Annotated in this window: 22 protein-coding genes; 13 read left to right on the plus strand and 9 right to left on the minus strand. The window is 60.8% G+C overall.

Annotation, left to right across the window (positions count from 1 at the left end; translation table 11 throughout):
* The first annotated feature begins 90 nt into the window (after positions 1 to 90).
* The 5 genes from JFT66_RS04400 to JFT66_RS04420 all read left to right on the plus strand — a co-directional run bounded on the left by JFT66_RS04400 (position 91) and on the right by JFT66_RS04420 (position 7,171).
* Positions 91 to 2,592: a fimbria/pilus outer membrane usher protein gene (locus tag JFT66_RS04400; protein WP_233097010.1), complete on the plus strand. Its 2,502-nt coding sequence runs from the start codon at positions 91 to 93 to the stop codon at positions 2,590 to 2,592.
* Positions 2,592 to 3,635 (plus strand): fimbrial protein, encoded by a 1,044-nt coding sequence (locus JFT66_RS04405; protein WP_153871940.1) that lies wholly within the window; start codon positions 2,592 to 2,594, stop codon positions 3,633 to 3,635. Before JFT66_RS04400 ends, JFT66_RS04405 begins: the two co-directional genes overlap by 1 nt.
* Positions 3,636 to 3,640: 5 nt before the next feature.
* Complete coding sequence (locus JFT66_RS04410; RefSeq protein WP_198858834.1) at positions 3,641 to 4,381, plus strand: fimbrial biogenesis chaperone; 741 nt, start codon at positions 3,641 to 3,643, stop codon at positions 4,379 to 4,381.
* A 335-nt stretch (positions 4,382 to 4,716) separates the two neighbouring features.
* Positions 4,717 to 5,793 carry a 4-hydroxyphenylpyruvate dioxygenase gene (gene hppD, locus JFT66_RS04415; protein WP_034119633.1) on the plus strand — a complete coding sequence of 359 codons (1,077 nt, stop codon included), beginning with the start codon at positions 4,717 to 4,719 and terminating at the stop codon, positions 5,791 to 5,793.
* A 166-nt stretch (positions 5,794 to 5,959) separates the two neighbouring features.
* Complete coding sequence (locus JFT66_RS04420; protein ID WP_233097011.1) at positions 5,960 to 7,171, plus strand: dermonecrotic toxin domain-containing protein; 1,212 nt, start codon at positions 5,960 to 5,962, stop codon at positions 7,169 to 7,171.
* Positions 7,172 to 7,239: 68 nt separating this feature from the next.
* Here the strand turns inward: JFT66_RS04420 and rarD are convergent, their stop codons facing one another.
* The 3 genes from rarD to JFT66_RS04435 all read right to left on the minus strand — a co-directional run bounded on the left by rarD (position 7,240) and on the right by JFT66_RS04435 (position 10,245).
* The gene (gene rarD / locus JFT66_RS04425) at positions 7,240 to 8,121 is read right to left on the minus strand and encodes an EamA family transporter RarD (RefSeq protein WP_162524978.1); all 882 of its coding nucleotides are present in this window, start codon (positions 8,119 to 8,121) and stop codon (positions 7,240 to 7,242) included.
* Positions 8,122 to 8,250: 129 nt separating this feature from the next.
* Entirely contained in the window at positions 8,251 to 9,261 is a 1,011-nt protein-coding gene (locus JFT66_RS04430) for an aldo/keto reductase (protein ID WP_153839681.1), read from the minus strand.
* A gap of 81 nt (positions 9,262 to 9,342) precedes the next feature.
* Positions 9,343 to 10,245 carry a LysR family transcriptional regulator gene (locus tag JFT66_RS04435; RefSeq protein ID WP_198858835.1) on the minus strand — a complete coding sequence of 301 codons (903 nt, stop codon included), beginning with the start codon at positions 10,243 to 10,245 and terminating at the stop codon, positions 9,343 to 9,345.
* A 101-nt stretch (positions 10,246 to 10,346) separates the two neighbouring features.
* Here JFT66_RS04435 and JFT66_RS04440 point away from each other — a divergent pair, with 101 nt between their 5' ends.
* Positions 10,347 to 11,051, plus strand: a complete 705-nt coding sequence (locus JFT66_RS04440; RefSeq protein ID WP_034119629.1) for an SDR family oxidoreductase — start codon at positions 10,347 to 10,349, stop codon at positions 11,049 to 11,051.
* A 44-nt stretch (positions 11,052 to 11,095) separates the two neighbouring features.
* Here JFT66_RS04440 and JFT66_RS04445 read toward each other — a convergent pair whose 3' ends face one another.
* On the minus strand, positions 11,096 to 12,406 hold the full coding sequence (locus JFT66_RS04445; RefSeq protein WP_198858836.1) for an MFS transporter: 1,311 nt from the start codon (positions 12,404 to 12,406) through the stop codon (positions 11,096 to 11,098).
* A 159-nt stretch (positions 12,407 to 12,565) separates the two neighbouring features.
* Here JFT66_RS04445 and JFT66_RS04450 point away from each other — a divergent pair, with 159 nt between their 5' ends.
* The 3 genes from JFT66_RS04450 (at position 12,566) to JFT66_RS04460 (ending at position 15,888) form a co-directional block, all read left to right on the plus strand.
* On the plus strand, positions 12,566 to 13,666 hold the full coding sequence (locus tag JFT66_RS04450; protein ID WP_198858837.1) for a sugar diacid recognition domain-containing protein: 1,101 nt from the start codon (positions 12,566 to 12,568) through the stop codon (positions 13,664 to 13,666).
* A 97-nt stretch (positions 13,667 to 13,763) separates the two neighbouring features.
* Positions 13,764 to 14,912, plus strand: a complete 1,149-nt coding sequence (locus tag JFT66_RS04455; protein ID WP_198858838.1) for a glycerate kinase — start codon at positions 13,764 to 13,766, stop codon at positions 14,910 to 14,912.
* Between the two features lie 154 nt (positions 14,913 to 15,066).
* The gene (locus JFT66_RS04460; protein WP_198858839.1) at positions 15,067 to 15,888 is read left to right on the plus strand and encodes a fibronectin type III domain-containing protein; all 822 of its coding nucleotides are present in this window, start codon (positions 15,067 to 15,069) and stop codon (positions 15,886 to 15,888) included.
* Positions 15,889 to 15,904: 16 nt separating this feature from the next.
* On the opposite strand, the gene JFT66_RS04465 is transcribed toward JFT66_RS04460, so the two are convergent.
* From JFT66_RS04465 to JFT66_RS04480, 4 genes are all read right to left on the minus strand, one after another.
* Positions 15,905 to 17,047, minus strand: coding sequence for a class II histone deacetylase (locus JFT66_RS04465; protein WP_198858840.1), 1,143 nt, complete (start codon positions 17,045 to 17,047; stop codon positions 15,905 to 15,907).
* Positions 17,044 to 18,198, minus strand: coding sequence for an MFS transporter (locus tag JFT66_RS04470; protein ID WP_198858841.1), 1,155 nt, complete (start codon positions 18,196 to 18,198; stop codon positions 17,044 to 17,046). The genes JFT66_RS04465 and JFT66_RS04470 overlap by 4 nt, the downstream gene beginning before the upstream one ends.
* Positions 18,199 to 18,220: 22 nt before the next feature.
* Positions 18,221 to 19,096 (minus strand): transporter, encoded by an 876-nt coding sequence (locus JFT66_RS04475; protein WP_198858842.1) that lies wholly within the window; start codon positions 19,094 to 19,096, stop codon positions 18,221 to 18,223.
* Between the two features lie 97 nt (positions 19,097 to 19,193).
* Complete coding sequence (locus JFT66_RS04480) at positions 19,194 to 20,165, minus strand: helix-turn-helix transcriptional regulator (protein ID WP_153839689.1); 972 nt, start codon at positions 20,163 to 20,165, stop codon at positions 19,194 to 19,196.
* 227 nt (positions 20,166 to 20,392) lie between these two features.
* Here JFT66_RS04480 and JFT66_RS04485 point away from each other — a divergent pair, with 227 nt between their 5' ends.
* Positions 20,393 to 20,905, plus strand: coding sequence for a GNAT family N-acetyltransferase (locus JFT66_RS04485; RefSeq protein WP_153839690.1), 513 nt, complete (start codon positions 20,393 to 20,395; stop codon positions 20,903 to 20,905).
* On the opposite strand, the gene JFT66_RS04490 is transcribed toward JFT66_RS04485, so the two are convergent.
* The gene (locus JFT66_RS04490; RefSeq protein WP_233097012.1) at positions 20,839 to 21,594 is read right to left on the minus strand and encodes an aspartate/glutamate racemase family protein; all 756 of its coding nucleotides are present in this window, start codon (positions 21,592 to 21,594) and stop codon (positions 20,839 to 20,841) included. The genes JFT66_RS04485 and JFT66_RS04490 overlap by 67 nt on opposite strands.
* A gap of 347 nt (positions 21,595 to 21,941) precedes the next feature.
* Here JFT66_RS04490 and JFT66_RS04495 point away from each other — a divergent pair, with 347 nt between their 5' ends.
* From JFT66_RS04495 to idi, 3 genes are all read left to right on the plus strand, one after another.
* Positions 21,942 to 24,038 (plus strand): cytochrome P450, encoded by a 2,097-nt coding sequence (locus JFT66_RS04495; RefSeq protein WP_233097013.1) that lies wholly within the window; start codon positions 21,942 to 21,944, stop codon positions 24,036 to 24,038.
* Positions 24,035 to 24,832, plus strand: a complete 798-nt coding sequence (locus JFT66_RS04500) for a class I SAM-dependent methyltransferase (RefSeq protein WP_198858844.1) — start codon at positions 24,035 to 24,037, stop codon at positions 24,830 to 24,832. The genes JFT66_RS04495 and JFT66_RS04500 overlap by 4 nt, the downstream gene beginning before the upstream one ends.
* Before the next feature lie 89 nt (positions 24,833 to 24,921).
* A complete protein-coding gene (idi, locus tag JFT66_RS04505) occupies positions 24,922 to 25,464 on the plus strand; it encodes an isopentenyl-diphosphate Delta-isomerase (RefSeq protein WP_198858845.1) in 543 nt (180 codons plus the stop codon).
* The last annotated feature ends 5 nt before the right edge of the window (positions 25,465 to 25,469 follow it).

Consider the following 25,469-nt stretch of genomic DNA (forward strand, 5'->3'; position numbering starts at 1 on the left):
CGCTTCACTGCCAGGCGGGCTTCCCATTCCAGGTTTGCATTACTGCTAGGCCTGCTCGGTTCGCTATTGATCTCGGCTGAGGCCGCCCCTTTGCTGTTTGACCTGGAAGCCTTTGCCAGCGGCCTATCCACGTCCGCGGATATTTCGCGGTTCAATGTCAGCAATGTGTTGGCGCCTGGCATCTATCGTGTCAATGTCATGCTCAATGGGCAATCGATGGGGCGCCGCGAAATCAACTTCGTCGCCCGAGATCAACAGGACGATGCACAGCCTTGCTTGAACACGGCAGAGTTTGCCCGGCTCGGGGTAGCACTGCCAACCGTCGAACACGACGCCGATACCACTTGCCGCGAGATCACCCAATGGATCCCCTTGGCCAGCAGCCACATGGAGATCGAGTCCCTGACGCTGAACGTCAGCATCCCGCAGGTCTATATCACGCGCTCGGTACGCGGCTATGTTGATCCTGCCCAGTGGGACAACGGCGTTGACGCCGCGCTGCTCAATTACAACCTCAGTGCCGCGGCGGCAACGTCAGGGTCAGGGGAAGACCGCAGTTACCTGGGCCTTAATGGTGGCTTCAACCTGGGCAACTGGCGACTGCGTCATCAAGGAGGGTTAGCCTGGACATCCCGGCAAGGCGTGTCGGCGTATCAACACACTGCCACCTACCTGCAGCGCCCCCTTGCCGACTGGCGCTCACAATTGACCATCGGCGACAGTTTCAGCAGCGGCCAGATCCTTGATGGCGTGCGTGTGCGCGGCATTACCCTGGCAACCGATGACCGCATGCTTGCCCAGTCGCAGCAGGGCTATGCGCCGCAGGTGCGCGGTATCGCCGACAGCAACGCCACGGTGACGGTGCGCCAGAACGGCTACACCATCTATGAAACCACGGTGGCCCCAGGGCCGTTTGTCATCGACGACCTGTACCCCACCGGCTACGGGGGCGATCTCAACGTCAGCGTCATCGAAGTGGGTGGGCGACGCACCACCTTCGTCGTGCCCTACTCAGTAGCACCGTACCTGCTGCGTGACGGCGCCAGCCACTACCGCGCGACCTTGGGGCAAGTCCAGCAACGTGGGGTGAGTAGCGCCAGCCCTGGAGTATTTCAAGGCACGCTCCAGCTTGGCCTTACCGATCGCCTCACAAGCTACGGTGGCGCCACCTTTTCCCAGGGCTACGCGCAGGGCAAGGCCGGCCTGGCAATGAGCACTCCCATGGGCGCGTTTGCCCTGGACAGCACCCATTCGCGCACACAGATGCAGGGCTTGGGCGTGGTGGACGGACAAAGCTGGGGCTTGGCCTATAACAAGAACGTGCCGTTTTCGGGAACGCATTTTGCGTTGGGCGCCTATCGTTTTTCTACCGCTGGCTACCTGAGCCTGCCTGACGCGCTGAACGTGCGGGAACTGGGGCACCGGGGCGGAAACATTGACCATTACGCCCGGCAGAAAAGCCGCGTTGACCTGACGATCAGTCAGCAGTTGGGAAAAGGGACGTTAAGCGTGTACGGCAGTTCCATTGACTACTGGGCCGGTCAACAAGGGCGCCAGACCTCATTCACCGTCAGTTATGGGTCCAGCTGGAGAAAGCTCAACTGGAACCTATTGGCGCAGCGCTCCAGAGTCAGTGAAACCCACCAGTTGAGTGAACGCGAACGCAGTGACGAAATCTTCTTCGGCCGCTCAATGCACATGGGGCGTTTGGATAATCGCCTGGTACTGACCCTGTCCGTGCCGTTGGGCGAAGGCGTGCGAGCACCGAACCTGAGCAGTTCAATGTCCCGAGAAACCGGTGAGTCACGCGGCAGCCAGCAACAAGTCGGCATCAATGGCTTGCTGGGCGACTCAGCCCAAACCCACTACGGCCTGGTTGGCAGTCGGGGCACGGGCAGTCAGGACGGTGCAAGCTTGAATGCCTACGCCGGTTATCGCGACAGCGCCGCCAACCTGCGCGCCGGCTATGGCCAGAGCCGCGACAGTTCGCAAGTGTCCATGAGTGCCGACGGCGGGCTTATTGCCCATCGGCGTGGTGTCACATTCTCGCAAAACCTCGGTGAGGCCTCGGCCCTGGTGTATGCGCCTGATGCCCAAGGCGCGCAGCTCGGTGGTTCCGGGGCTCGTATCGACAAACATGGGTATGGGGTGCTGCCTTCCCTCAGGGCCTACCAGCGCAATGAAGTGGATATCGATCCGGAAGGCATGCCCATGGACGTGGAACTCAAAGAGTCAAACCAGTCCGTGGTGCCGACGCTGGGTGCGGTGTCGCTGATCAGGTTTGAGACCGTCAGCGGCCGGGCAGTGGTGATCAAGGCTACTCATCTGGACGGCAGGCCGCTGCCGTTTGCCGCCCAGGTATTCGACGAGCACGGCAGCGAGGTCGGGGTGGTCGGGCAGGCCGGCAAGGCGTTTGTCCGCGGGGTGGCCGACCAGGGGCGGCTGACCGTCCAGTGGGCGCAAACGCCAGCTGACCGTTGTTATATCCATTACCGCCTGCCACCCCGGGAGCCTGGCCAACGTCAGGAGGCTGCGGACCAATTAGTCAGCCAGTGCACGGCCGACACACGGGCGCACGAGGAGAACAGTTGATGAAACGAACGCACGCCCTGCGCCGGGCGCTCCTTGTTGTCTTGACCTGTTCTGCCATTCTGGTCGTAGAGCGTGTTCAGGCCAAGGCCACCTGTACACCCGCAGCACCCACGGTGCTTTCGGTGCCGCGTATAACGGTTCCCACCAATCCGGTGGTCGGCCAGGTGTTGGGCAGCCCGGACGGTTACCCCATCGAGGTGACACATGGGCTGAGTTGCACTTACGACCCCCATGTCATTATTGAGTACTGGTCGTCCATCGGCATCTCCAGGGATATTCCTTGGTCCGGTCACTATTTCGGTCATTCCGGGCTTGCCATGCCGGTCTATCTCACTGGCGTGCCGGGCGTCGGTTTTGCGTTTATGGCCGAAGATCGTGACAGCGGGCCGATGAAGATCGTGACCACCGGCGTGACGGTATTGCACGGGCCGGTGTACCCCGGGCTGCCCACATGGGGGGCACGCGGTCGGGTGTTTTTTGTGGTGATCGGAGCGGTTTCGGGAGGCACCGTCATACCTCGTACCTTCTCAGGCCTGAACCTGTACACCAATGCCACCTTCCATGCCATCAACTTCGGCAGCATTGAAATAGGCCCGCCGAGCAAGCCCACCTGCACCGTGTCGACACCCTCGGTGGCTATACCGCTTGGCACCGTGGAAAGCCGGGCGTTCACCGGCATCAACAGCGTGGCGGGCAATGCCACAGGCACTATCACTTTGCAATGCGCCGGGGGCAGCGGAGGGCGCCTGGATGTCCTGGTGGCCTTGACCGACCAGACCCAACCGAGCAATCGCAGTGACCGGTTGACACTCACAGCCACCTCGAAGGCCAGGGGCGTGGCCCTGCAGCTGCTTTTCGGTGACCGAGTGATCAGCTACGGCCCCGATTCCGCGACGGTCGGCGCGCCCCATCAATGGTTGGCAGGCAGTACCGACAATGGCACTTTCCAGATTCCGTTGACGGCTCGTTTTATACAGACGAGCAAGAGTATCCATCCCGGCCCGGCCAATGGCCTGGCGACGTTTACACTGACCTATCGGTGAGCCACATGAGAGCCAGCGGCGTGTTGAGGGCGGTGCTCAGCCTGATCGTGGCGGTTCAGGTATTGCCGGCCAACGGGGAAATTGTCATTGATCGAACCCGTATCATCTACGCGGCCGCCGCTTCGGGGGTGACGGTCAACCTGCACAACGAGGCCGACGGCCCGCGCCTGGTGCAGGTATGGATCGATGAAGGCGACCCGCAGGCCCCACCGGAGTTGAGCGATGTGCCATTTACGGTAACTCCACCCATCCTCAAATTGGAGGCAGGCAAGGCCAAGGCGCTGCGGGTGGTTTACCACGCCGCGCAACGGCCAGCGATGACGCCTTCCCAGGAGTCGGTTTACTGGCTGAATGTCTTGGGTATCCGGCCCAGTGCTGAAACGAACAATCATCTGCAATTTGCTTTTCGCACGCGCATCAAACTGTTCCTGCGACCCGCCGGCCTGCCGGGACGTGTGGAAGACGCCGTGCAAGCGCTACAGTGGCGGCTGGATAACGACAAGCCGGTACTGCTGGTGCGCAACCCTGGCGCCTATCATGTGACGCTGTCCAGCATCGTACTGCTCCATGAGGGCAGCGAATATCGCAGCGAAGACCCACCGATGCTTTTGCCACAGACTGCGGTGGCCATTGCAATGCCCGGCAGGGAAACCCCGTGGCAAGGCCCTGCCACGTTGCGCTTCACCACCTTGGATGACCATGGCACCACGCGTGAGCATGGCGTGGCCTTAAGCCCAATGCGATGAAGGCCAGGGTGGCGGGCGGTGCGGTCATCCCGCCAGGTCGCTACCTGTGCAACAAACCCCTTGCGCAGGGCAGGGTAATGGGGATTTGATAAGAGTACGGACAAACCTGGTTACGCTGTGTAGAATCGGTTTACGCATACAAGAATATGGACTTGCGCTCACGCAAGCCTCGGCCGTCAGAGACTGATGACACCATGAAGCTACTCGGCTCCCCCCTCATCTTTGGTGACTTCCTCGCCCGCAGCGTGCGGGGTCTTTCCTGTGCGCCACCCTCCGGCCTCATCCTTGCTCGCAACTAAACAATTGCTACCAACAAGAATGATGAGGCACCGAACATGACCGACCAATACGAAAACCCAATGGGCCTGATGGGCTTTGAATTTATCGAATTCGCATCGCCGACCCCAGGCACCCTGGAGCCGATCTTCGAGATCATGGGCTTCACCAAGGTGGCGACCCACCGTTCCAAGAATGTGCACCTGTATCGCCAGGGCGAGATCAACCTGATCCTCAACAACGAACCGGGCAGCCTGGCTGCCTACTTCGCGGCCGAACACGGCCCGTCGGTGTGCGGCATGGGCTTTCGCGTCAAGGATTCGCAGCAGGCCTACAACCGTGCCCTGGAACTGGGTGCCCAGCCGATACACATCGAAACCGGCCCGATGGAGCTGAACCTGCCGGCGATCAAAGGTATTGGCGGTTCGCCGTTGTACCTGATCGACCGTTTCGGCGAAGGCAGCTCGATCTATGACATCGACTTTGTCTACCTCGAAGGCGTCGACCGCAACCCGGTAGGTGCCGGCCTCAAGGTTATCGACCATCTGACCCACAACGTCTATCGCGGCCGCATGATCTACTGGGCCAACTTCTACGAAAAACTGTTCAACTTCCGTGAAGCGCGTTACTTCGATATCAAGGGCGAATACACCGGCCTGACTTCCAAGGCCATGAGCGCGCCGGACGGCAAGATCCGTATCCCGTTGAACGAAGAATCATCCAAGGGCGCCGGGCAGATCGAAGAGTTCCTGATGCAGTTCAACGGCGAGGGCATCCAGCACGTGGCATTCCTTACCGACGACTTGATCAAGACCTGGGACGCGCTGAAGAAGATCGGTATGCGCTTCATGACCGCGCCGCCGGACACTTACTACGAAATGCTTGAAGGCCGCCTGCCGAACCACGGTGAACCGGTGGATCAACTGCAATCGCGTGGCATCCTGCTGGATGGTTCGTCGGTTGCAGGCGACAAGCGACTGCTGTTACAGATCTTCTCGGAAACCCTGATGGGCCCGGTGTTCTTCGAGTTCATCCAGCGCAAGGGTGACGATGGATTTGGCGAGGGCAACTTCAAGGCGCTGTTCGAGTCGATCGAGCGAGACCAGGTGCGTCGTGGTGTCTTGACCGCCGAGTGATTCACTGGATAACGAAAAAGCCCGGTTTTTACCGGGCTTTTTTGTGCGTTTTACATCGTGTCGTAATTAGCGTTCGGCTCACTTGGAACAGTTGTTTCGCCAGATATCACTTAGGGAGTTGGACGCAGGAAAAGTCCTGCGCCTCAATAATTAAGAGGCCTACATTATGACTGTGAATTTTCCCGCCACTCAACCACAGATCGGCGCATCGGTATCATCGAACCAGGCAGGCCCAATCCGTGATATCCGCTCAACCGCTGAAGGGGATCCAATCGATCAGGCGCGCCAACGCTTTCTCGACGAGGGTGAAGAACAGTTCGGCAGTGGTGACTTAAGCCCCAAGGGGCATGAGCTTGTGAAGGCGGTGGTGAACCCTGGTAAACCGGGGGCGCCCGGCGTACAGGTGTCTACCTTTGCTGTCGATGGTGTTCAATCCAAAGACATGCTGGTCATCAAGCGAGTGCCGCCCACGGCCGACGGGCCCAATTTTCTCGTGTATATGCCGGAAGAAAAAGTATTGTCGTTTCATGAGTTCAACACCGCGCAAGAGATAACTGAATGGGTAAAGGGTGTGGCCAAAGACCCGGCCGAACGAGCACGCTTTGCAGATCACTTTTCCAATCCCGACGCGCCTAAACAGATGGCGCGGGTGAGCGATAAATTGGGCGCGTTTGCCGATGGCGACATCAATGCCGTGGTGGGAAGTTTCGGTTACGAAAAGGGCGATATTTTCGCGCGTTTGGACAAAGGTGCCAGCGTCCCGCCCGCACCCGTCAATGGGTTGGTTCGCACGCAACTTTTCAAGTTGGAGCCTGATGGTAGGGCGACCTATATCGGGTATCGGGAGGATGGGCAGAAAGTGCTGTATAGCTATGACGCTTATGGAAACATGCACGGCAGCAGCGGCAAGGATTGGTACTTCGTTCAAAACGGGCTGAACGAAAACAAGCCGCTTGAACCGATGACGCTCCATCAATACACCCGCAAAGTCACCAGCGTTTCCCTGGACAATGTGGGCGCCAACGATATGCGCGGGCTTCTGGACGAATTCCTGAAACAACTCCGGAACCCGGGACACGGCCTGGGGACGGCGCTGAAAGCGCTGGGCGTTCCTGACGATATAGCCAACTCCATCGAAGAGATCCTCAAAAACCCGGTCACAGGAACGCTGCTTGAACTGAACCACGATAATCGGCTGGGCAAGCTGTTTGGTATTGATAAGGAGACGATGGATAACTACATCACAACGATAGGCGGTGCAGCCCAGAGCAGTATTCCCATCTATGGCACATGGAGGGATAGATTGAACACCGCGGCCGACACCATTGAGCATGCGGCCGGCGCGCCCGAAGAGCCGACGACCGAGGTGAGGGTCTGAATCAGCCCATGCTGTAGCAAAGAGGGGTATGGATGCCCCCGCCACCGACATCCATCCCGGCCTGCCACTCAGGCCCGTCGCTGACGCACCAGATGCTTGAATCCCTCATACACCAGCACCATCACGGCCAGCCAGATTGGAATGTAAGTCAACCATTGGCCGCCCTTGATCCCTTCTCCCAGCAATAGCGCTACCGCCAGCAACAACACCGGTTCCACGTAGCTGAGCAGCCCGAACAGGCTGAAGGCGAGCAAGCGGCTGGCGATAATGTAGCTCACCAGCGCCGACGCGCTGATCAACCCCAGCATCGGAATCAGTGCGTACAGCTTGGGGTATACATCGAGCACGGCAAAACCCTGCTCGCCGCTCTGCACAAACCACCACGCCACCGGCAGCATCAGTGCCATGTCCAGCCACAAACCGCCCAGATGATCGGTGGTCAGGTACTTACGGACCACGAAATAGACCGGGTAGCCGATGATCACCACCAGCGTCGCCCAGGAAAAACCACCGGCCTGATACAACTCGTTAAGAACCCCGAGGACGGCGAAAAACACCGCGATCTGTTGCAGGCGCGACAACCGCTCGCCATACACCAGGCGCCCCGTCAGCACCATGGTCAGCGGCAACAGGAAATACCCCACCGACACATCCAGGCTGCGCCCGTTCAGCGGGGCCCACATGAACAGCCACAACTGCACGCCAAGCAAGGCAGAAGACACCAGCACACCGCCGATCAGGCGTGGCTTGGACGCGAGCATGCGCAGCAATTCCCACACACGACGCCATTCTCCGCTGACGATCATGAACACTGTCATACAGGGCACGGTCAGCAGCATGCGCCAACCAAAAATCTCCAGGCCGCTCAGAGGGGTGAGCAACGACGTGAAGTAATACATCACGGCAAACAACACCGAGGCCAATACCGATAACACAACACCTTTAGACACGCTGTCCTCGCGAAAACCGACTGATACACAAAGAGGGAAACTTCAGCAGGGGATTATGGTGCTTTTAGCGCAAAAGTTTTTCGGTTTCGTCGCATCATGTGGCGAGGGAGCTTGCTTGCTCGCTCGCCACTAAGTGCGTGCCACGCGGCCCGAGACGAAATGACCGACATCATTGAATCCCGGCGTGGACGAATGCCCCGGTGTGACCAACGAATCAATAAAGGCCTCATCCTCTGGCGTAATCCTCACCGCCAGGGCGCCTGTATACGCATCCCACTGCGCCTCGGTACGCGGCCCGACAATCGCCGAACTCACCGCCGCGTTGTTCAGCACCCAGGCAATCGCGAATTCCACGATCCCAACGCCGCGCCCCTGGGTGTATTGCTGGATCTGCTGGGCGATACGCAGCGACTCCATCCGCCATTCGGTTTCCAGGATGCGCTTGTCCTGGCGCGCGGCGCGGCTGCCAGGCTCGGGTGTGACATCAGGCGCGTACTTGCCGCTGAGCACCCCACGGGCCAGCGGGCTATAAGGCACTACGCCCAACCCATAGGCCGCCGCTGCAGTGATCTGCTCCGTCTCGGCCTGACGGTTGACGATGTTGTACAGCGGCTGGCTGATGATCGGTTTATCCACCCCCAGACGCTCGGCCACGCGAATCACCTCAGCAATGCGCCAGCCCCGGTAGTTGGACAGGCCCCAGTAGCGGATCTTGCCTTGGCGGATCAGGTCACCGATGGCCGACACCGTCACTTCCAACGGGGTGTCGTGGTCTTCACGGTGCAGGTAGTAGATGTCCAGATAATCGGTATCCAGGCGCGCAAGGCTGGCCTCCAGCGCATTGAAGACGCGCTTGCGGCTCAAACCACTGCGGTTGGGCAAGCCATCGGCAGGGCCGAAGCCGACTTTGCTGGCCAGTACCCAATCCTGGCGATTGCGCGCAATGGCTTCGCCGACGATCTCTTCGGAGCGCCCGGCAGTGTAGACGTCAGCCGTGTCGATAAAATTGATGCCCTGATCCCAGGCCTTGTCGATGATCCGCAGCGAGTCTTCGGTGCTGGTCTGTTCGCCAAACATCATGGTGCCAAGGGTCAGTGCGCTGACCCTCAACCCGGACTGGCCCAATGTGCGGTAAATCATGCAAAGCTCCTCATGGCAGGTAAACATGAGTGATGCAATACCAGACCCGACCGCTCTGGAACAAGCCCGGGGCGCGTTTATTCATGCGCGCAGCAAAGTCTGGCAGCGTTGTTGTAGAAAACGATGCAACACTTTCACGCGCTCCGACACTTGCAGGCGGTGAGGGCACATCAAGTTGAACGGGGTTGGCTCGCCTTGCCAGTCGGGCAACAGGGCCACCAGCCGGCCGGCCTGGAGATCACGTGCGATGTCCAGGTTGGCTTTATAGGCGATGCCGTGGCCCGTCAAAGCCCAACGCCGCACAATTTCGCCGTCATCGCTGAGGTAGTCACCGCTGACTTCGACTTCCTGGAGCAGTGCGCCTTGGCGAAAATACCAGGTGTTATTCGCCTGCCCCCGACGCATGTAACGCAACGTGCTGTGTCGTGCCAAGTCTGCTGGCGTACGTGGCGTGCCATGGCGCGCCAGGTATTCGGGGCTGGCGCAAGGAATGCGCCGGTGGTCGGGCACCACCGGCAGCGCCACCAGGCTCGAATCCCTCGGTACGCCAAACCGCAAGGCAATGTCGACGGTGTCGCGAAACAAATCGGCATTGGTGTCGTTGAGCAACAGTTGCAGGCGGATATTCGGGTGTTCGAGCTTGAACTCGTCCAGCCAGCCCAGCAGCACATTGCGGCCAAAATCCGAGGGCGCCGCCAACTGCAATAGGCCGCTGAGGCTTTGGCCTTGTTGCTTGATGGCGTGTTCGCCTTCCGACAAGGCTTCCAGTGCCACCCGCACGCTGTCCAGATATCGCCGGCCTTCTTCGGTCAGGCGCATGCTCCGCGTGGAGCGGGCGAGCAAGCGCATGCCTAGCCGGGTTTCAAGGCGCTTGAGCGCAATACTGGCCGCCGCCGGGGTCAGGCCAAGCCCACGGGCGGCGGCCGTCAAGCTGCCGGTGTCGGCGCTGCGCACGAAGACTTCAAGGTCGAGGATCGAACTCATTAATAAAAATCCTTTAAAGATCTTGTCGTTTTACCGGGATTTTTCGCTGATTGCCAAGCTGGGAAGATGAACACTCACGTTCTCACCCAGGTAGTTAGCCCATGACATCTTCCCTCAACGGTAAAACCGTCATCGTGATTGGCGGCAGCAGCGGTATAGGCGCCGCCGTAGCCCTGGCCGCCATCGCTCGTGGTGCGCAGGTGGTGCTGGCCGGGCGTCGCTTGATGCCCGGTATCGACAACGGCGTACGCAGCGAACCAGTGGACGTCACTGACAGCGCCTCCCTGCAGAGATTGTTCGAAACGGTGGGGCACTTTGACCATCTGGTCTACACCTCGGGGCCCTCGGTGCGGGCCAAGACCTTGATCGAAACCGACCTGGACGAAGCCCAGGACAACTTCAACGTGAAACTTTGGGGGGCGCTACGTGCGATTCAACAAGCGCTGCCGTTTCTGCATGAACACGGCAGTATCATCCTGACCTCGGGCCAGCTGGGGCGCAAATTGGCTGCGGGGCAGTTCATCAAGACCGGCATCAATGCAGCGACCGAAGCGCTGGGCAAGCAACTGGCCAAAGAGCTGGCACCGCGTCGGGTCAATGTCATCAGCCCCGGCGTGATTGATACACCGGCCTATGCAGGGCTTTGCGAGGAGCAGCGTTTGGCGATGTTTGCCAAGGCTGGTGGAGCCTTGCCGGTTGGCCGGGTAGGGCAGGCTGAAGAAGTGGCGGCGGGTTATGTACTGGCCATGGAAAATGGCTTTATGACCGGCGCTGTGATCGATATCGACGGCGGTGGTCAGCTGTAGACACTGGGCAAAATGTGGGAGCGGGCTTGCTCCCACACGTGTTGTTATACCTTCAAGGTACGCGTCATACGCAAAGCCAACACACTACCCGCGACAATCACCCCCGCCAGCAGATACAGCGCCACATCCGTAGACCCGGTGGCATCCTTCACAAACCCCACGATATACGGGCTGAGAAAGCCCGCCATCTGCCCCATGGAGTTGATCAACGCCAACCCTCCCGCCGCGGCGCCCGCGCTGAGCATCGCGGTAGGCACCGGCCAGAACATCGGCAAGCCGGTGAGGGCGCCCATAGTGGCGATGGTCAAGCCGAGAATGGCAATGGCCGGTGTGGTGGCGAAATTCACCGCGATCACCAGGCCGACTGCCCCCATCAACATCGGCACCACCAGGTGCCAGCGACGCTCCTTGCGCATGTCAGCGGAGCGCCCCACCAGCAACATGAACACCGCCGCCAGCAGATACGGGATCGCGCTGAGCCAACCAATCACCAGGTTATCGCTGAAACCCAGGTTCTTGATGATCGACGGCAGCCAGAAATTGATCGCATATACGCCACTCTGGATGCAGAAGTAGATCAGCCCGAATGCCCAGATCGCCGGGTTCTTGAACACTTCGGCCAGGGAGTCGGTGGTGGTTCGGGGCTTGTTCGCCAGGTCCGTGGCCTGGTCGGCTTCCAGCACCGCACGCTCATGGGGCTTGAGCCACGTGGCGTTGGCGAAGCTGTCACTGAGCAGGAAGTAGGCGAGGGCGCCGAGGATCACGGTCGGGATGCCTTGCAGCAGGAACATCCACTGCCAGCCCGCCAAGCCACCTTGACCGGCGGCAAAGTGATTGAGGATCCAGCCGGAAAACGGGCTGCCGAGCAAGCCGGACACCGGGATTGCCGACATGAACAGTGCCATGATCCGACCACGTCGGAAGGTCGGGAACCACTGCGAGAGATACAGCACCACACCGGGGAAGAAGCCGGCTTCCGCAGCACCGGTAAACAGGCGCAACGTGTAGAAATGCGTGGGCGTGGTCACAAACAGCAGGCACGTGGACAGCGTGCCCCACACAATCATCATCAATGCGATCCAGCGCCGTGGGCCGAACTTGGTCAGCGCCAGGTTGCTCGGCACGCCACACAGCACGTAGCCGATAAAGAAAATCCCGGCACCCAGGCCGTACACGGTTTCGCTGAACTTCAACGCATCGAGCATCTGCAACTTGGCAAAGCCAACGTTCACCCGGTCCAGGTAGTTGAACAGGTAGCAGATAAAGATGAAGGGGATCAGGCGCAGGGTGATGCGCTTATAGATGGCATTTTTATCGTCATCGCTAGCCAGTGCGGCAGTGGCGCTCTGTGACATGGGAATCTCTCTTTATTATGATTTTTCGCGGTGCGAGGGTAACGTTGACCGCCCCAACAGTCTCGGTGACGTGATGGGCGACTGTCTTTGTGCTGGCGCACAGTGAAGCAGGCTTTGCGCTGTGCCGGTGAACAACCCGTTTTTTAGGAAATTAGCCCCATGTTCGAGCTTGATCATGACTTGGCGCAGGAGATTGTCGATCGCACCATGGCAATCCTGCCCTATAACGTCAACGTCATGGACAGCCAGGGCCTGATCCTCGGCAGCGGCGAGCAGGAGCGTATCAATACTCGCCACGAAGGCGCGCAACTGGTCTTGGCCAATGGTCGCGTGGTGGAAATCGACGGGCAGACCGCCAAGCACCTCAAGGGCGTGCAGCCGGGCATTAACCTGCCGCTGCTGCATGATCAACGCCTGATCGGCGTGCTTGGTATCACTGGCGAACCGGATGGGCTGCGCACCTATGCCGAACTGGTGCGCATGACCGCTGAAATGCTGGTCAGCCACCGCCACCAGCAAGCCGAGCAGCAATGGCGGCGTCAGCGTTGCGATGACCTGCTGGCCTTGCTGCTGGCCGACAGCGGCGACTCACCGCGTCTGGTCGACGAAGCCCAGCAACTGGGGCTCAAGCCGCAGCTGGCGCGCACGCCGTATCTGTTCGAGCTGGGTGCGGGCCAATCAGCGGAGGCCCTGAGCGCATGGCTCACCAGCCGTTACCCGGACAGTTGGTGTGTCAGCTGCGCGCAGTTTTCCCTGCTGTGGTGCCGACCCGCTGCGGTGCAGGTCGACAACCCTCGCTTGCTGGAAAAACTCGACGGCCTGGGCTGGAACATCCTGCGCGTTGCCGTCGGCGGGCAAGCGGAGGGCTTGGCGGGGCTGCGCCGCTGTTATCGCCGGGTGGGTGATCTGCTCGCTTACGGTCGCGATATCCTCCCGCAATCGCGGCTGTTGACCCTCAACCGCTATCGGCTGCCGGTCATGCTCTGGCGTCATCGCAACGACGACGCGCTGGACGAATTGCTCAACCCGTTGCGCAAGGTGCTGACCAAAGACAGCAACGGACAACTGCTGGCCACCTTGCGCAGTTGGTGCGAACACGACGGGCAAAGCCAGGCCTGTGCGGATGCCTTGGGCATTCATCGCAACAGTCTGCGCTACCGCATGGAGCGGATTGCCGAACTCAGCGGCGTTGACCCGCTGACCCTCGACGGCATGCTGGCCTTGTACCTGGGTGTGCAGTTGTTGCCCCAGGCTTTGTAGCAATGAACAACAAACCCCACCCACACTTGTGCATCGGACCGGCGTCATTACCCAAGCCAACTGGCAGCATGGGCGTTATAAAAACCGGAGAAACCCCATGAAAATCATCATCGCCCCCGACTCGTTCAAGGATAGCCTGAGTGCCGCAGGTGTCGCCCAGGCGATTGCCGCGGGGTTGGCGCAGGTCTGGCCGGATGCACACTTGGTTCAGTGCCCGATGGCCGATGGCGGGGAGGGGACGGTGGATGCGGTGCTCGCCGCGTGTAATGGCGAGCTGCGCCGGCAAACGGTCCGAGGGCCATTGGGCGGCACCGTTGAGGCGCGCTGGGGTTGGTTGGCTGACAGCCATACCGCGATCATTGAGATGGCCGAGGCCAGCGGCTTGCAACTGGTCGCGCCGGGGCAGCGCGACGCATGCTCTAGTACGACCTACGGCACCGGCGAATTGATCCGCGCCGCGCTGGATTCTGGGGCGCAGCGCATCATCCTGGCGATTGGCGGCAGTGCCACCAACGACGGCGGGGCGGGTGCGATGCAGGCCCTTGGCGTGCAACTTCTCGATGGCGAAAGTCAGCCACTGCCCCCTGGCGGTCTGGCGTTGGCGCGCCTGTCGCGTATCAGCCTTGAAACGCTCGACCCGCGCCTGGCACAGGTGCGCTTTGAAATTGCCGCCGACGTCAACAATCCGCTGTGTGGCCCCCACGGCGCCTCAGCGATTTTCGGCCCGCAAAAAGGCGCGAGCCCCGAGCAAGTGGCACAACTGGACGCCGCCCTCGGCCACTTCGCTGACCACTGCGCCCAGGTGTTGCCCAACGATGTGCGCGACCAACCCGGCAGCGGCGCCGCCGGTGGCCTTGGCTTTGCCGCCAAGGCATTTCTCGGTGCGCAATTTCGCCCGGGGGTGGAGGTGGTCGCCGAACTGGTCGGCCTTGATGAGGCGGTGCGCGGTGCCGACCTGGTGATCACCGGCGAAGGCCGCTTCGACGCCCAGACCCTGCGCGGCAAAACCCCGTTTGGCGTGGCGCGCATCGCCCAGCGGCATGGAGTCCCGGTCATTGTGATCGCGGGCACATTGGGCGACGGTTACGAGCAGATGTACGCCCACGGGGTGGACGCAGCATTTGCCTTGCCATCGGGGCCGATGAGCCTGGAGCAGGCCTGCCGCGAGGCACCGCGGCTGTTGCGCGAGCGGGCTGCGGATATCGGGCGGGTGTGGCGCTTGGCAATAAACCAAGCCCAGGACTGACGTGGGGGGCGGAATTTCATTGGTCGCAAAAACCTAGGGACCTGTTAGTTATGACAGTAGACGCAGAATGCCCTTAGGCGTTTATTGAGTGCTCCCTTTGGTTCGAACAAGGGGATGCAATCGTCTATGCCACTCCGTCAAAAGGGCTCATGTCATGAACGAACCACTCAATAACCGGCTCAATGTAAACGTCGAGATTACGAGTTCCACGTCGGCAAAGATCACATGGGACGGTAATAGCGCAGCACAATACACCGTTGCATACTGGGAGTTTCCTCAGGGCGACGAGAGCATTAGGCTCGTACAAGGCAATGAAACTGGCTTCTCCGGGCTGAAAACCGGCGTGAGGTACTCAGTTCGGGTCACAGGCGGTAGCCGCCAGGGGGGTACGACCTTTGTTCCCTATGAGGTTCCCGACAAACCCGAAAAACCCAGGAAAATCAGATTTGTTGGCGTTGACTTCAACGATGTGCCCGACGGAATCTGGGTACATTGGGCGATGGCAAGTGGCGAGGTCGATGGCTATAAACTCACCTATTATCCGGTGGGTGACCCTGACGACAAAACGACAGTCGCCCGCAATAAATATCAAACGGCGTATCCCGCTGCTGGTTTGAGCCGTGAGGGGGACGGGAAATACATTTTCAGTGTCGTTGCCTGCACTCCAGACGGCGAGAGCGAGCCCACACAGGTATTGACGTCGACGTTAAGCGAACATCGTCCAAGTCAATTAGGCGGCTTGGAGACATCGGAGCAAGGGCGAACGTCGATCACCATCCGCTGGGAAAAGTTACCTGACGCCGCTACCTATGAAGTCTCAAGTGAGGATATGGAGAGGCCCAATATCCAAGAAGAAACCACCGCCACTTTTGACAACCTGGAGCCGGGTACCAACTACGTCTTTCGAGTGGCACCGCTCAGTTCAGCGGGAGTCATGGGCGAGGGTAGTTATTGGACAGGGCGCACCCAGTCCTGATCAGGCTACCTGTCATTTATGAAAGTAGAGGTTTGGCGCATGCGGGACAGTCGGTAGCTCCTTGCGCCAAGCGCTCCACCCACTGCTCCTGAAACCCCAACAGCGCCGCACCGGGCTGCTGCAACTGCACAAACTCCAGCATCGGGTCGTCTACCGCCGTGCGCACGCCGCTCAATTCCTCCAGGGTCGCCAACCCGCAAAACGGCACATAGGCTTCGCTGTAGCCACCTTCGTGCACCAGCACCAGGCGCCCCTGACACAAGCGTTCGGCAGCCAGGCACAGGGTGCGGGTCATCAGCCGGAACGACTCACTGTGCAGTAGCATGCGCGCCAGCGGGTCGACGGCGTTGGCGTCATAACCGCAGGCGACGATGATCAGCTCTGGTTCGAAACGCTCAAGGGCTGGCACTACGATGCGTTCCATCGCCTGCAAATAGGTGGCGTGACCACTGCCCGGCGGCAAGGGAATGTTGATGTTGGCACCCAGGCCGGCGCCGCGGCCTCGGTCCTGCTCGCCGCTGTAGCCGGGCGGGTAGCATGCATCCTGGTGCAGTGACACCGTCAACACATCAGCGCGCTCCTCGAAGATCGATTGCGTGCCATTACCGTGGTGCACATCCCAGTCGATCACGGCGACTTTGCCGAGCCCGTTATGGGCCTTGGCCGCTTCGATGGCGATGGCAATGTTGGCGAGAAAGCAGAAGCCCATGGCGCTGTCTGCCAGGCAGTGGTGCCCCGGTGGCCGGGACAGCGAATAGGCATTGTGCGCCTGGCCCTTGAGCACGGCGTCCACGGCGGCGAGGGTCAGGCCGGCGGAGAGTCGGGCGATCTCGTAGCTGCCCGGCCCAATCGGCGCCTGCGGGCCAAGCTCGCCGCCGCCGGCATCGCTCAGGGCCTTGAAGCGTTGCAGGTAGGCGCTGGTGTGGACTCGCAGCAAGTCCTCTTCTGTGGCTGACGGTGCGCTGCGCAGGTGCAGGTGGCGGCTTAACCCGGACACGTCCAACAAGCTCTTCAAGCGGCGCTTGGTCTCAGGTGATTCGGCATGCCCGCTGCCGGCCGGCGGCTGTACCCAGCCGCCCACGGGCAAGGTCAGCGCGTGGGCGCCGGCGCTGTGCCAAAGGCTCATTTCATCGAAAAAAAATGCGGTGGTTCGGTTCATACCGGCTCCAGTTCAGCAGGGTAATTGGGACGGCTGGCGAGGATCATCACCAGGGACAGCAGCGTAATAACGGCAGCCCCAAGCAGCAGCAGGGTGAACCCACCGCTGGCCTCGATCAGGCGGCCGGCAATGGCGGGGCCGATAGCCAGGCCGCCGCCGATCACCAGGTTCGAAGCGTTCATCAGCTTGCCGCTGTGATCGAGGTCGGCAAGACAGGCCAGGACCAGCGGCAGGATGAAGGTCCAGGTGAACTTGAACAGCAGCGCTGCCAGTGCAAACCGCAGCAGAGCGGGCTGGCCGAGTAAAAGCAGGACAGCGGCAGCCATCAGCGCATAGCCCACAAATAACAGCACTCCACGTGGCAGGCGCGCGCCGATCAGCGATGCACTTGCGGCACCGGCAATCCCCATTGCCGTGGCGATGGCGAGTACTTCGCCGCTGTGCTGCGCAGAGATCCCGACACTGGCGCCCAAGGCACCAATAAAGGTCCAGACGCCACCGAGGCTGATGTAAAAGGCCAGCACCGCGCCGATTCCCAGCGCGGCTTTCCAGCGTGAACGGGGCAATGGAGGGCCGTCGCTCGCCTGTGTCGCAGAGCTGCCGACGGGAAACGCCCGGGCCAGGGGCAACAGCAAGGTCATCAACCCCGCCAGGAGCAGGTAACAGGCATTCAACCCAAACCGTTCGAACAACCCAGGCAGCACCACAAGGCCGACGGCGCCGACGACCAATTGCCCCATCACCCACAACCCATACACCCGACTGGGGTTGACGGTAGTGGCGGCACTGGCCAGGCAGAGGATCATCAATGAACCGCCGGCCAAGGCGCTGGTAAAGCGCAGCATCAGTAAAACCGCATAGGTGTCGGCGAGCATCGACAACAGGTTGGCCGCGATAAACAGCAGCGCAGCGACCAGGGCCGCTACTCGCCAGTCAACGCGTTTGAGCCACCACCAGGCGGGCAACGTGGCCAGGCTCATCGCGCCCAGCTCGACGGAAAACAAATCGCCAATGCGCGCCGGGCTCAGTTGCCACTGGCTGGCCAACTGCGCGGCCACGGCGGGAGCGGTCATCAGGATGGTCGGGGTGATCGCGGCAAACAACACGATCGCCGCCAGCCGTGCCTTTGCCGCATAAGATTGAGTGGGCATCTTCAAGCTCCAGGAGTGGGGGTCAGAACACGTGGACCAGACGCAACAACGCCTCGGTCCCGGCATAGCCATTGGAAGCCGCGACGTTCTGCGAAAGGCTGACCATCAGTTGGTTCTGCGGGTCGAGCCAATGCCCGAGTTCGAAGCCGACCTGGGTGTAGCGCTTGTGGGTGTCGTCAATGCGGCGATTATTGATGCGCAGCGCACCGCCGTCGGCCTGGATCAGGCGCAATGCCCCGTACGTGGTGGCGCTGAAGTCATAAGAGGCAAAGGCTTGAAGGCGATACAGCGGAGCTTGCTTGAGTTCGCTGCCAAAGTAGTCGTCATTGCTGGCATAGAGCTGGGCTTCGAGGTTGGCTTCGAGCACCCATTTTTCGCCGATGCCCTGGGTATAGTTGTAGACAAAGGTGGCACCCCAGCGATTGGCACCGGGGGACACATCCGGGTTTTGACTGTGGTATTCGCCCACCGGTACGGTGATCAGGCTTAGCAGGCCACTGTAGGTGCGCGAGGCCGGATCATTGATGAAAAACACCGTGCCGCCTACCTGTGGGTCGCCCATGCCACGTTCGCGGCTACGTTGTTCGGCGCCGGGCAAGCGCGCGGTGATGTCGGCAAAGGGCAAGATGAATTGCGGCGTACACAAAGTGCCGCAGGCATCGGTGAAATACACCTGGCGGTAGGCCACAGCGTTGACCTTCAGATCGGCCTTGCCGGTGCTGTCAGCCGGGCCATGAAAATCCCCGGCACGGGTGGCGGGCAGGTAAAGCGCACCCAGGCTGGTGCCCGGTGGGGCGCCAAAAAAGTCCCGGGCGTTGAGGTCGGCAGCCTGGCTGTCGAGGCTGAGCAGGGTGCCGCCGAGCAGCACCGTCAGTTTATATAGGCGTGTGCGAGTCATAGTGAGGCGTCTCTTGTAATAGGCAGCCAAAAACTGGGCAACAGCAGCCCGTGACCGTGAAAACGATCGGGGCAGAACCGCGAGATCAGGGGCGGGATCAGTCGGGCGGGGCGTGTACCAGGTGCGCTATGCGCGCCTTGTCCTTGACCCCGAGCTTGGTGTAGATGGCGCGAAGATGATGGCGCACGGTATTGGGCGAGAGGCCAAGGTCGCGGGCCACCTCTTTATAGGTTTTGCCCTCGCCAAACCCTTGGGCCACGTCGTTCTCCCGTGGGCTGAGCTGGGGCAGGGTGCGGTTGATGCGCGCCGCCAACAGCCATTGGTCGCCCACTGCCGAGGCCTGGATCTGGATGTGTTTGCCCTCATGGCCGCGCTCATCGAGGGGCACCGGCAGGGTGGGGCCGTTCCAGCGTGGCCATTCACTGAGCAGCAAATCGATAAAGCCGCGCTCGGCGCATTGCAAGACGCCTCGCGGGTCACACACCGCCAGGGCCAGACTGCGCGGGCTGGTGAGGGTTTCACGCATGGCCACCAAGGTGCGGATCTGGTTCGCCGAGACTGCCGCCACCAGGTGCAGCATCAGGTTGTTGAGTAACAGGCAGTCATGGGCGCTGAACCGGGGCGCACCGGGTTTGCGGTACAGCGTCAGGTGGTCGCTGAGGTGGGTTTGCGGGTCGATATGGATCACGCACAACAATTCGCCCAAGCCGTGGCGTTGCCCCAGCCAATTCAAGGCGCTGCCGTTGTCGGGGTCGCGCATGTCGACGATCACCGCCTGGCCTGGCGTTGCATGTACACGGCCGACGGTCACGTCCAGATGGCGGATCGACTGCCAGTCCACCAGATAGCCAGGCGGCAAATGGTAGAGGCAGCTGCTGTGCTCTTGCGGCAGGCCCTCGATCACCGCGGAGCGTCCCCACCAGGCGCTGTCGAATGCGAGCAACTGGCTGAGGCGCGCCAGGGCATGGTGTTGAAAATGTTCGATTTCCTGGTGCTGGGCAAGGCGTTGCAGATCCAGGGTCAACGTGCTGAAGGCTTGCAACAGGCCCGGGGGATCAAGGTGGCTCATGGGTATTCCTCTGTGGGACATTTTTGTTGTTTTCGTCACAGGGTGAAGGCCGGAACCTTGGGTTGAGGTGGCAGGGCCTGGGTTGAGTATCAACGCAGCCCAGCCTGATCGCCATCGTTCAGATGCAGGATGGCGCCGGTTCAATTGTGGGAAAACGTCGGGCTCGTCAGGCTGGCGACTTTGCCTCTACACTGGCCGGCCACTTGTCTTTCATAGGATGAAACGCAATGCACACACCTGAACCCCATATCGTGATCCAGCGCTTTACCGAGGCCCACCTCGAGGGCGTCGCCGCGCTCTACAACGAACCGGCCGTCTGCCGTCAGGTGCTGCAAATGCCTTTCCAGTCAGTTGAAGCCTGGCGCAAACGCTTGGTCATGGATAACGAGCGGCGCCTGCAACTGGTGGCGGTGCATGGGGGAGAGGTAATTGGTCAACTGGGACTGGAGCAGTACCTGCGCGTACGCCAGAGCCACGTCGGTTCGTTCGGCATGGGCGTGGCGACCGCCTGGCAGGGCAAGGGCGTAGGCTCGCGGCTGTTGACGGCCGCGCTGGATGTGGCCGACAACTGGATGAACCTGCACCGTGTAGAACTGACGGTCTACGCCGACAACGAAGCCGCACATAACCTGTATCGCAAGTTCGGCTTCGAAGTGGAAGGGCGGTTGCGCGATTACGCCCTGCGCGATGGTGTGTTCGTCGACACCTTGAGCATGGCGCGCCTGCGCAAGTCAGCTTGATCCGCTAGAGCAAACGCCACCGCAGCCTGCGCATGCAGCGCGGTGGTGTCCAGCAAGGGCAGCTCGCTGTGTTCGGGCTGGATCAGCAGGCAGATTTCCGTGCAGCCCAGGATGATCGCCTGGGCGCCGCGTGCGGCGAGCGTCTGGATCACCCGCTGGTATACCTGGCGAGAGGCGTCGCTGATGAGCCCCACGCACAACTCCTCATAGATGATTCGGTGCACATCCCTGCGCTCGTCCGCGTCAGGCACCAGCACGGTCAGGCCCTGGGCAGCGAGACGGGATTTAAGGAAGTCCTGTTCCATGGTGAACGCGGTACCGAGCAAGCCCACCGTCAAGGTGCCCGCCTCAAGGGCCGCGGCTGCCGTAGCATCCGCAATATGCAGGAAGGGAATCGAAACTGCCGCCTCAATCCGCGGCGCCACAAGGTGCATGGTGTTGGTACACAGCACCACGCACTCGGCGCCACCCGCCTGCAAACGGCGCGCGGCGTCTTCCAGGATCAGCGCGGCATCGTCCCAGCGCCCGGCATGCTGGGCCTGTTCCACCGGGCCGAAATCCACGCTGTACAGCAAGACTTGCGCCGAGCGCAGTGGACCGAGCTGGTCGCGCACGCGCTGGTTGATGAGGCGGTAATACTCGGCGCTGGACTCCCAGCTCATGCCGCCAATAAGGCCGATGGTGCGCATGCGATGCTCCAGCAAAAGGAATGTGGCTTCACCTTACCCATCGAAGCTTGATTAGTCATACGCAGTTGTCAGCCAAATCACCGGAGCAGTTCAAACAACGTTGATTACCCGCTCCGGCTTCGAGCTCTGTTGAGACAGCTTCAGATATTTCCCACACCCTGGACTGTTAATTTTCGAATACCGTCAGGCGCTTAAAAAACTGACTCAAGAGCATCAACATGCCACCTGCCCATTGCGAAGGCGATCCTGGAACCCGCCACAACGGAGATTTACCGCCGACACCACTCATCATTCCCGAGATCCGGCTTCCTTTCGCCAGTTCGCCCCCGCGCTGCGACAGTGACCGGTTGCGCGCACATGCGCTCGCTTGGGCACAGCGCTATGGCTTGATCGGCCGCCGCGGTGCGCATCGGTTGAGCACCACCACGCTGCTCGACCTGGGAATGGCGTTGTGTGGCAGGGCACCCACGCCCCGAGCCGAGATTCTGGTGTGCTGGTATCTCTGGGCGCTCACGCTTGATGACCGCATCGATGATGGACCCTGGGCGGAAAACGGTGCGTTGGACCGTTTCATCACCGCCGTGAAGGCTTTGACAGAGAGCGCCGAGGCTGACCCGTCAGGTGAAACCGGCCGATTTGATGACCCTATGCTCGTCGTGCTGGCCGATGATCTGTGGCCCCAGACCCAGTGTTGGGGCGACGACCGTTGGCGGCATAGGCTCGTGGGGCATCTGATCCAACATTTGCGCGCACAGGCGACGCTGGTACGGCTGCGGGAAACCGGCGCGGCACTCACGCTGGACGAGTATCTGCCGTTGCGTCGGGATTCGTTCGGCGCACTGTTCTTCTTTGATCTCATCGACGGGGCCGAAACCCTTGACCCATACGCGCATCCGGCGGACACCCAATGGTGGAATACGCTGCGTGAACACGGCGCCGATATCATCGCCTGGACCAACGATATCCATTCGATTGCCAAAGATGTGGTGTGTGGTGAGCGCTTCAACCTGGTGTCGATCCTGGCGGACACCGCTGGCACAGACTGGCCTGGCGCAATTGAATCCGCCCACCAGATGGTCAACACGGCGGTTGCGCAGTTCACTGCGGTCGCTGCCCAGCAAGCCGATCATCGGCCATGCGCAGCACCTGACCCGGACCGGCTGCGTCAGGTTGTCCGTGCGGCTGGCGACTGGCATCGCAGCGTTTCTCGCTATCACCTGCATGCCGCCGACTCTGCGGCTCAGGGCGACCGGCAAGTGGACCTCGCACTTACCCCGCCGACCCTGAAATCCCGGCAGTTTGAAATCGACCCTTACCCCTTGTATGAGCGTTTACGTACCACACTGCCGATCGTGTATGACGAGGCCACTGATGTGTGGCTGGTCAGCCGGCATGTGGATGTAAAGGCGGCATTGACCCATCCCGGGGCGAGCAACAATAACTACACCTGGCAGATTGGACCGCTGCTGGGGCACACGATTGTCACGATGGACGGGTGCGAACATGCACAGCACCGCGCGTTGCTCAGCCCTGCGTTTCGCAGCAAGGCGCTCGTAGCCCTTGAAGCATCGATCATTTCAGTGACCACAGACCTGCTGGCGCAGATGCGCGGCCGACCTCAGGTAGACCTCATTGCCGATTTCACCGCTGCCCTGCCGGTGCGGGTGATGGCGCGTGCGCTGGGTCTCCCGGCTGAAACCTGCGAGGAAGTGGAGCAGCTAAAGCGTTGGTGTGCCATCGGCTTCGCTTACATGGGCAACTATCGACAGGACCCGGCACTGTTGACCGGTGGGTTATCCAATCGAGACAGTTTCTACGATTTCATTCAGCCACACATCGACGCTCGCCGGGCCGAGCCCGCAGACGATTTGATCTCGCTGCTCCTGGCGGCAAGCATTGACGGTCAACCGTTGTCCGAGACGTTCGTGAGATCCTACTGCGCGATCCTGATGACTGCAGGCAGCGAGACCAGTCACGGCGCCCTGGCGAATCTCATTGCCAACCTGTTGAACGAGGCTGGCGTCAAAGAGGCGGTGATGGCTGATCCAGAGCTGATGGACGCTGCGCTCGCCGAAACCCTGCGACGCAACCCGCCGTTGCAACTCGTCCTGCGGGAGGCCCGTGAACCGCTGCTACTGCCGTCAGGGACGATTCCCGCTGGCGCGACCCTGGCCTGTCTGATCGGTTCGGCCAACCGTGATCCGGACCAGTTCAGCGACCCGGACACCTTCAATATGTCGCGCACCGACCAGGCGACCAGCCATTTCGCCTTCGGCGCAGGGCGTCACTTCTGCCTGGGATCGATGCTGGCACGCATGGAGATCACCATTGGCGCGCGCATGCTGCTACAGACCTTTCCAAACGTGCGCTGGGCACCTGGATTCACGCCCACCGAACGTGGGTTCCTCAACCGCTGCCCTGATCGACTGGAGGTCGTACTGTGACCACTACTGACACTGCCCAAGCGTCGGGCTACACCAGCAGCTATCTCGCCGACCAGCACGCAGGCCAATTGGAACGCTTGCGCACTCTTGAGCGGGCCTTCGACCCGTTGAGCCACGCGGTTTTTGATCAGCTGGAGCTTGCCGGCAAGCCTGCCATCCTCGATCTTGGCGCCGGTGCCGGATCGCTCGCCGCCTGGCTGGGCAAGCGATACCCCGATGCGACTGTCACCGCGACCGACATCGACACACGATTCCTGACCAATATCCCCGGTATTCGGGTGATGACCCATAACGTCGCTACCGATGATTTTCCGGCTGCCTCCTTTGACGTGGTGCACGCTCGAGCACTGCTGTGCCACCTCACCGAACGTGAGGACATATTGACGCGAGCCGCCACCTGGGTCCGTCCGGGTGGCTGGCTGGTGATCGAGGACGTCAGCCTGCAACCGAGCTTGAACACCGCGAACCCGTTGTTCCGAAAAATCGCCCAGGCCGGAGTCACTCTCCTCGAGCGGTCCATTGGTTCCGACATGCTCTGGGCCGATACGCTCCCCGGCCGCTTGCGTGATCGAGGGTTCTCCAATGTGGGGCATCGCACCCTCGAAGGCCGAATCGGCGACAACAGCCCAGCCGACATCTTCTGGGCTGCGACCACCGCACAGGCAGGGCCAGCGCTGCTCAAACTCGGGTTGCTGACCCAGGACGACCTGGATGCCATGGCCAGCCTGCGTGCCGACCCAGCGTTCACGGCCGCAGCCTTGACATTAGTCAGTGCGTGGGGACAAGTCCTCTAACTTGGGCAGAAAGACGCAGCGTCACATTGGCAGCCCGACAAACACTCTGAGCGGGGAGGGCGCGCGTCATTCACCGATGGGAATACCAAATGAGCAATGATGTAGTGTTAGTTGACGTACACGATGTACAGATCGGTGTCTGTGATAAACGCGATGCACACCTCGGCGCGGGGCAGCTCCATCGTGCATTTTCGGTGCACTTGATCGACAGCCACGGGCGTCATCTGCTCCAGCGACGTGCCGCAGGTAAAATGCTTTGGCCAGGTTTCTGGTCGAATGCGTGCTGCAGTCATCCGGCACCTGGCGAAACTATCCTGGATGCCGCGTCTCGTCGCTTGCGCGAAGAACTGGGCGTGCAGGCCTCCTGCCGCTTTCTGTATAGCTTTGAGTACCATGCCAGCTATGGCTCGATCGGGGCAGAGCACGAACTCTGTCATGTGTTGGTTGCCCAGTCTGATGCTGAGGTATCACTGGCGGCTGAAGAAGTCAGCGAGATCCAGTGGCAGACTCGGGCCGAGGTATCAGCCCAGCTTTCAGAATTGCAAGCGCACTTCACGCCCTGGTTTCGGATGGAGTGGCAGCACCTTCTCTCGGAGCACCCTTCGTTCGATACACCTGCATTACGGGCCTAGGGGAC

Origin of the sequence: Pseudomonas sp. MF6755 (assembly GCF_016405635.1) — a bacterium.
Lineage (GTDB): Bacteria > Pseudomonadota > Gammaproteobacteria > Pseudomonadales > Pseudomonadaceae > Aquipseudomonas > Aquipseudomonas haemolytica.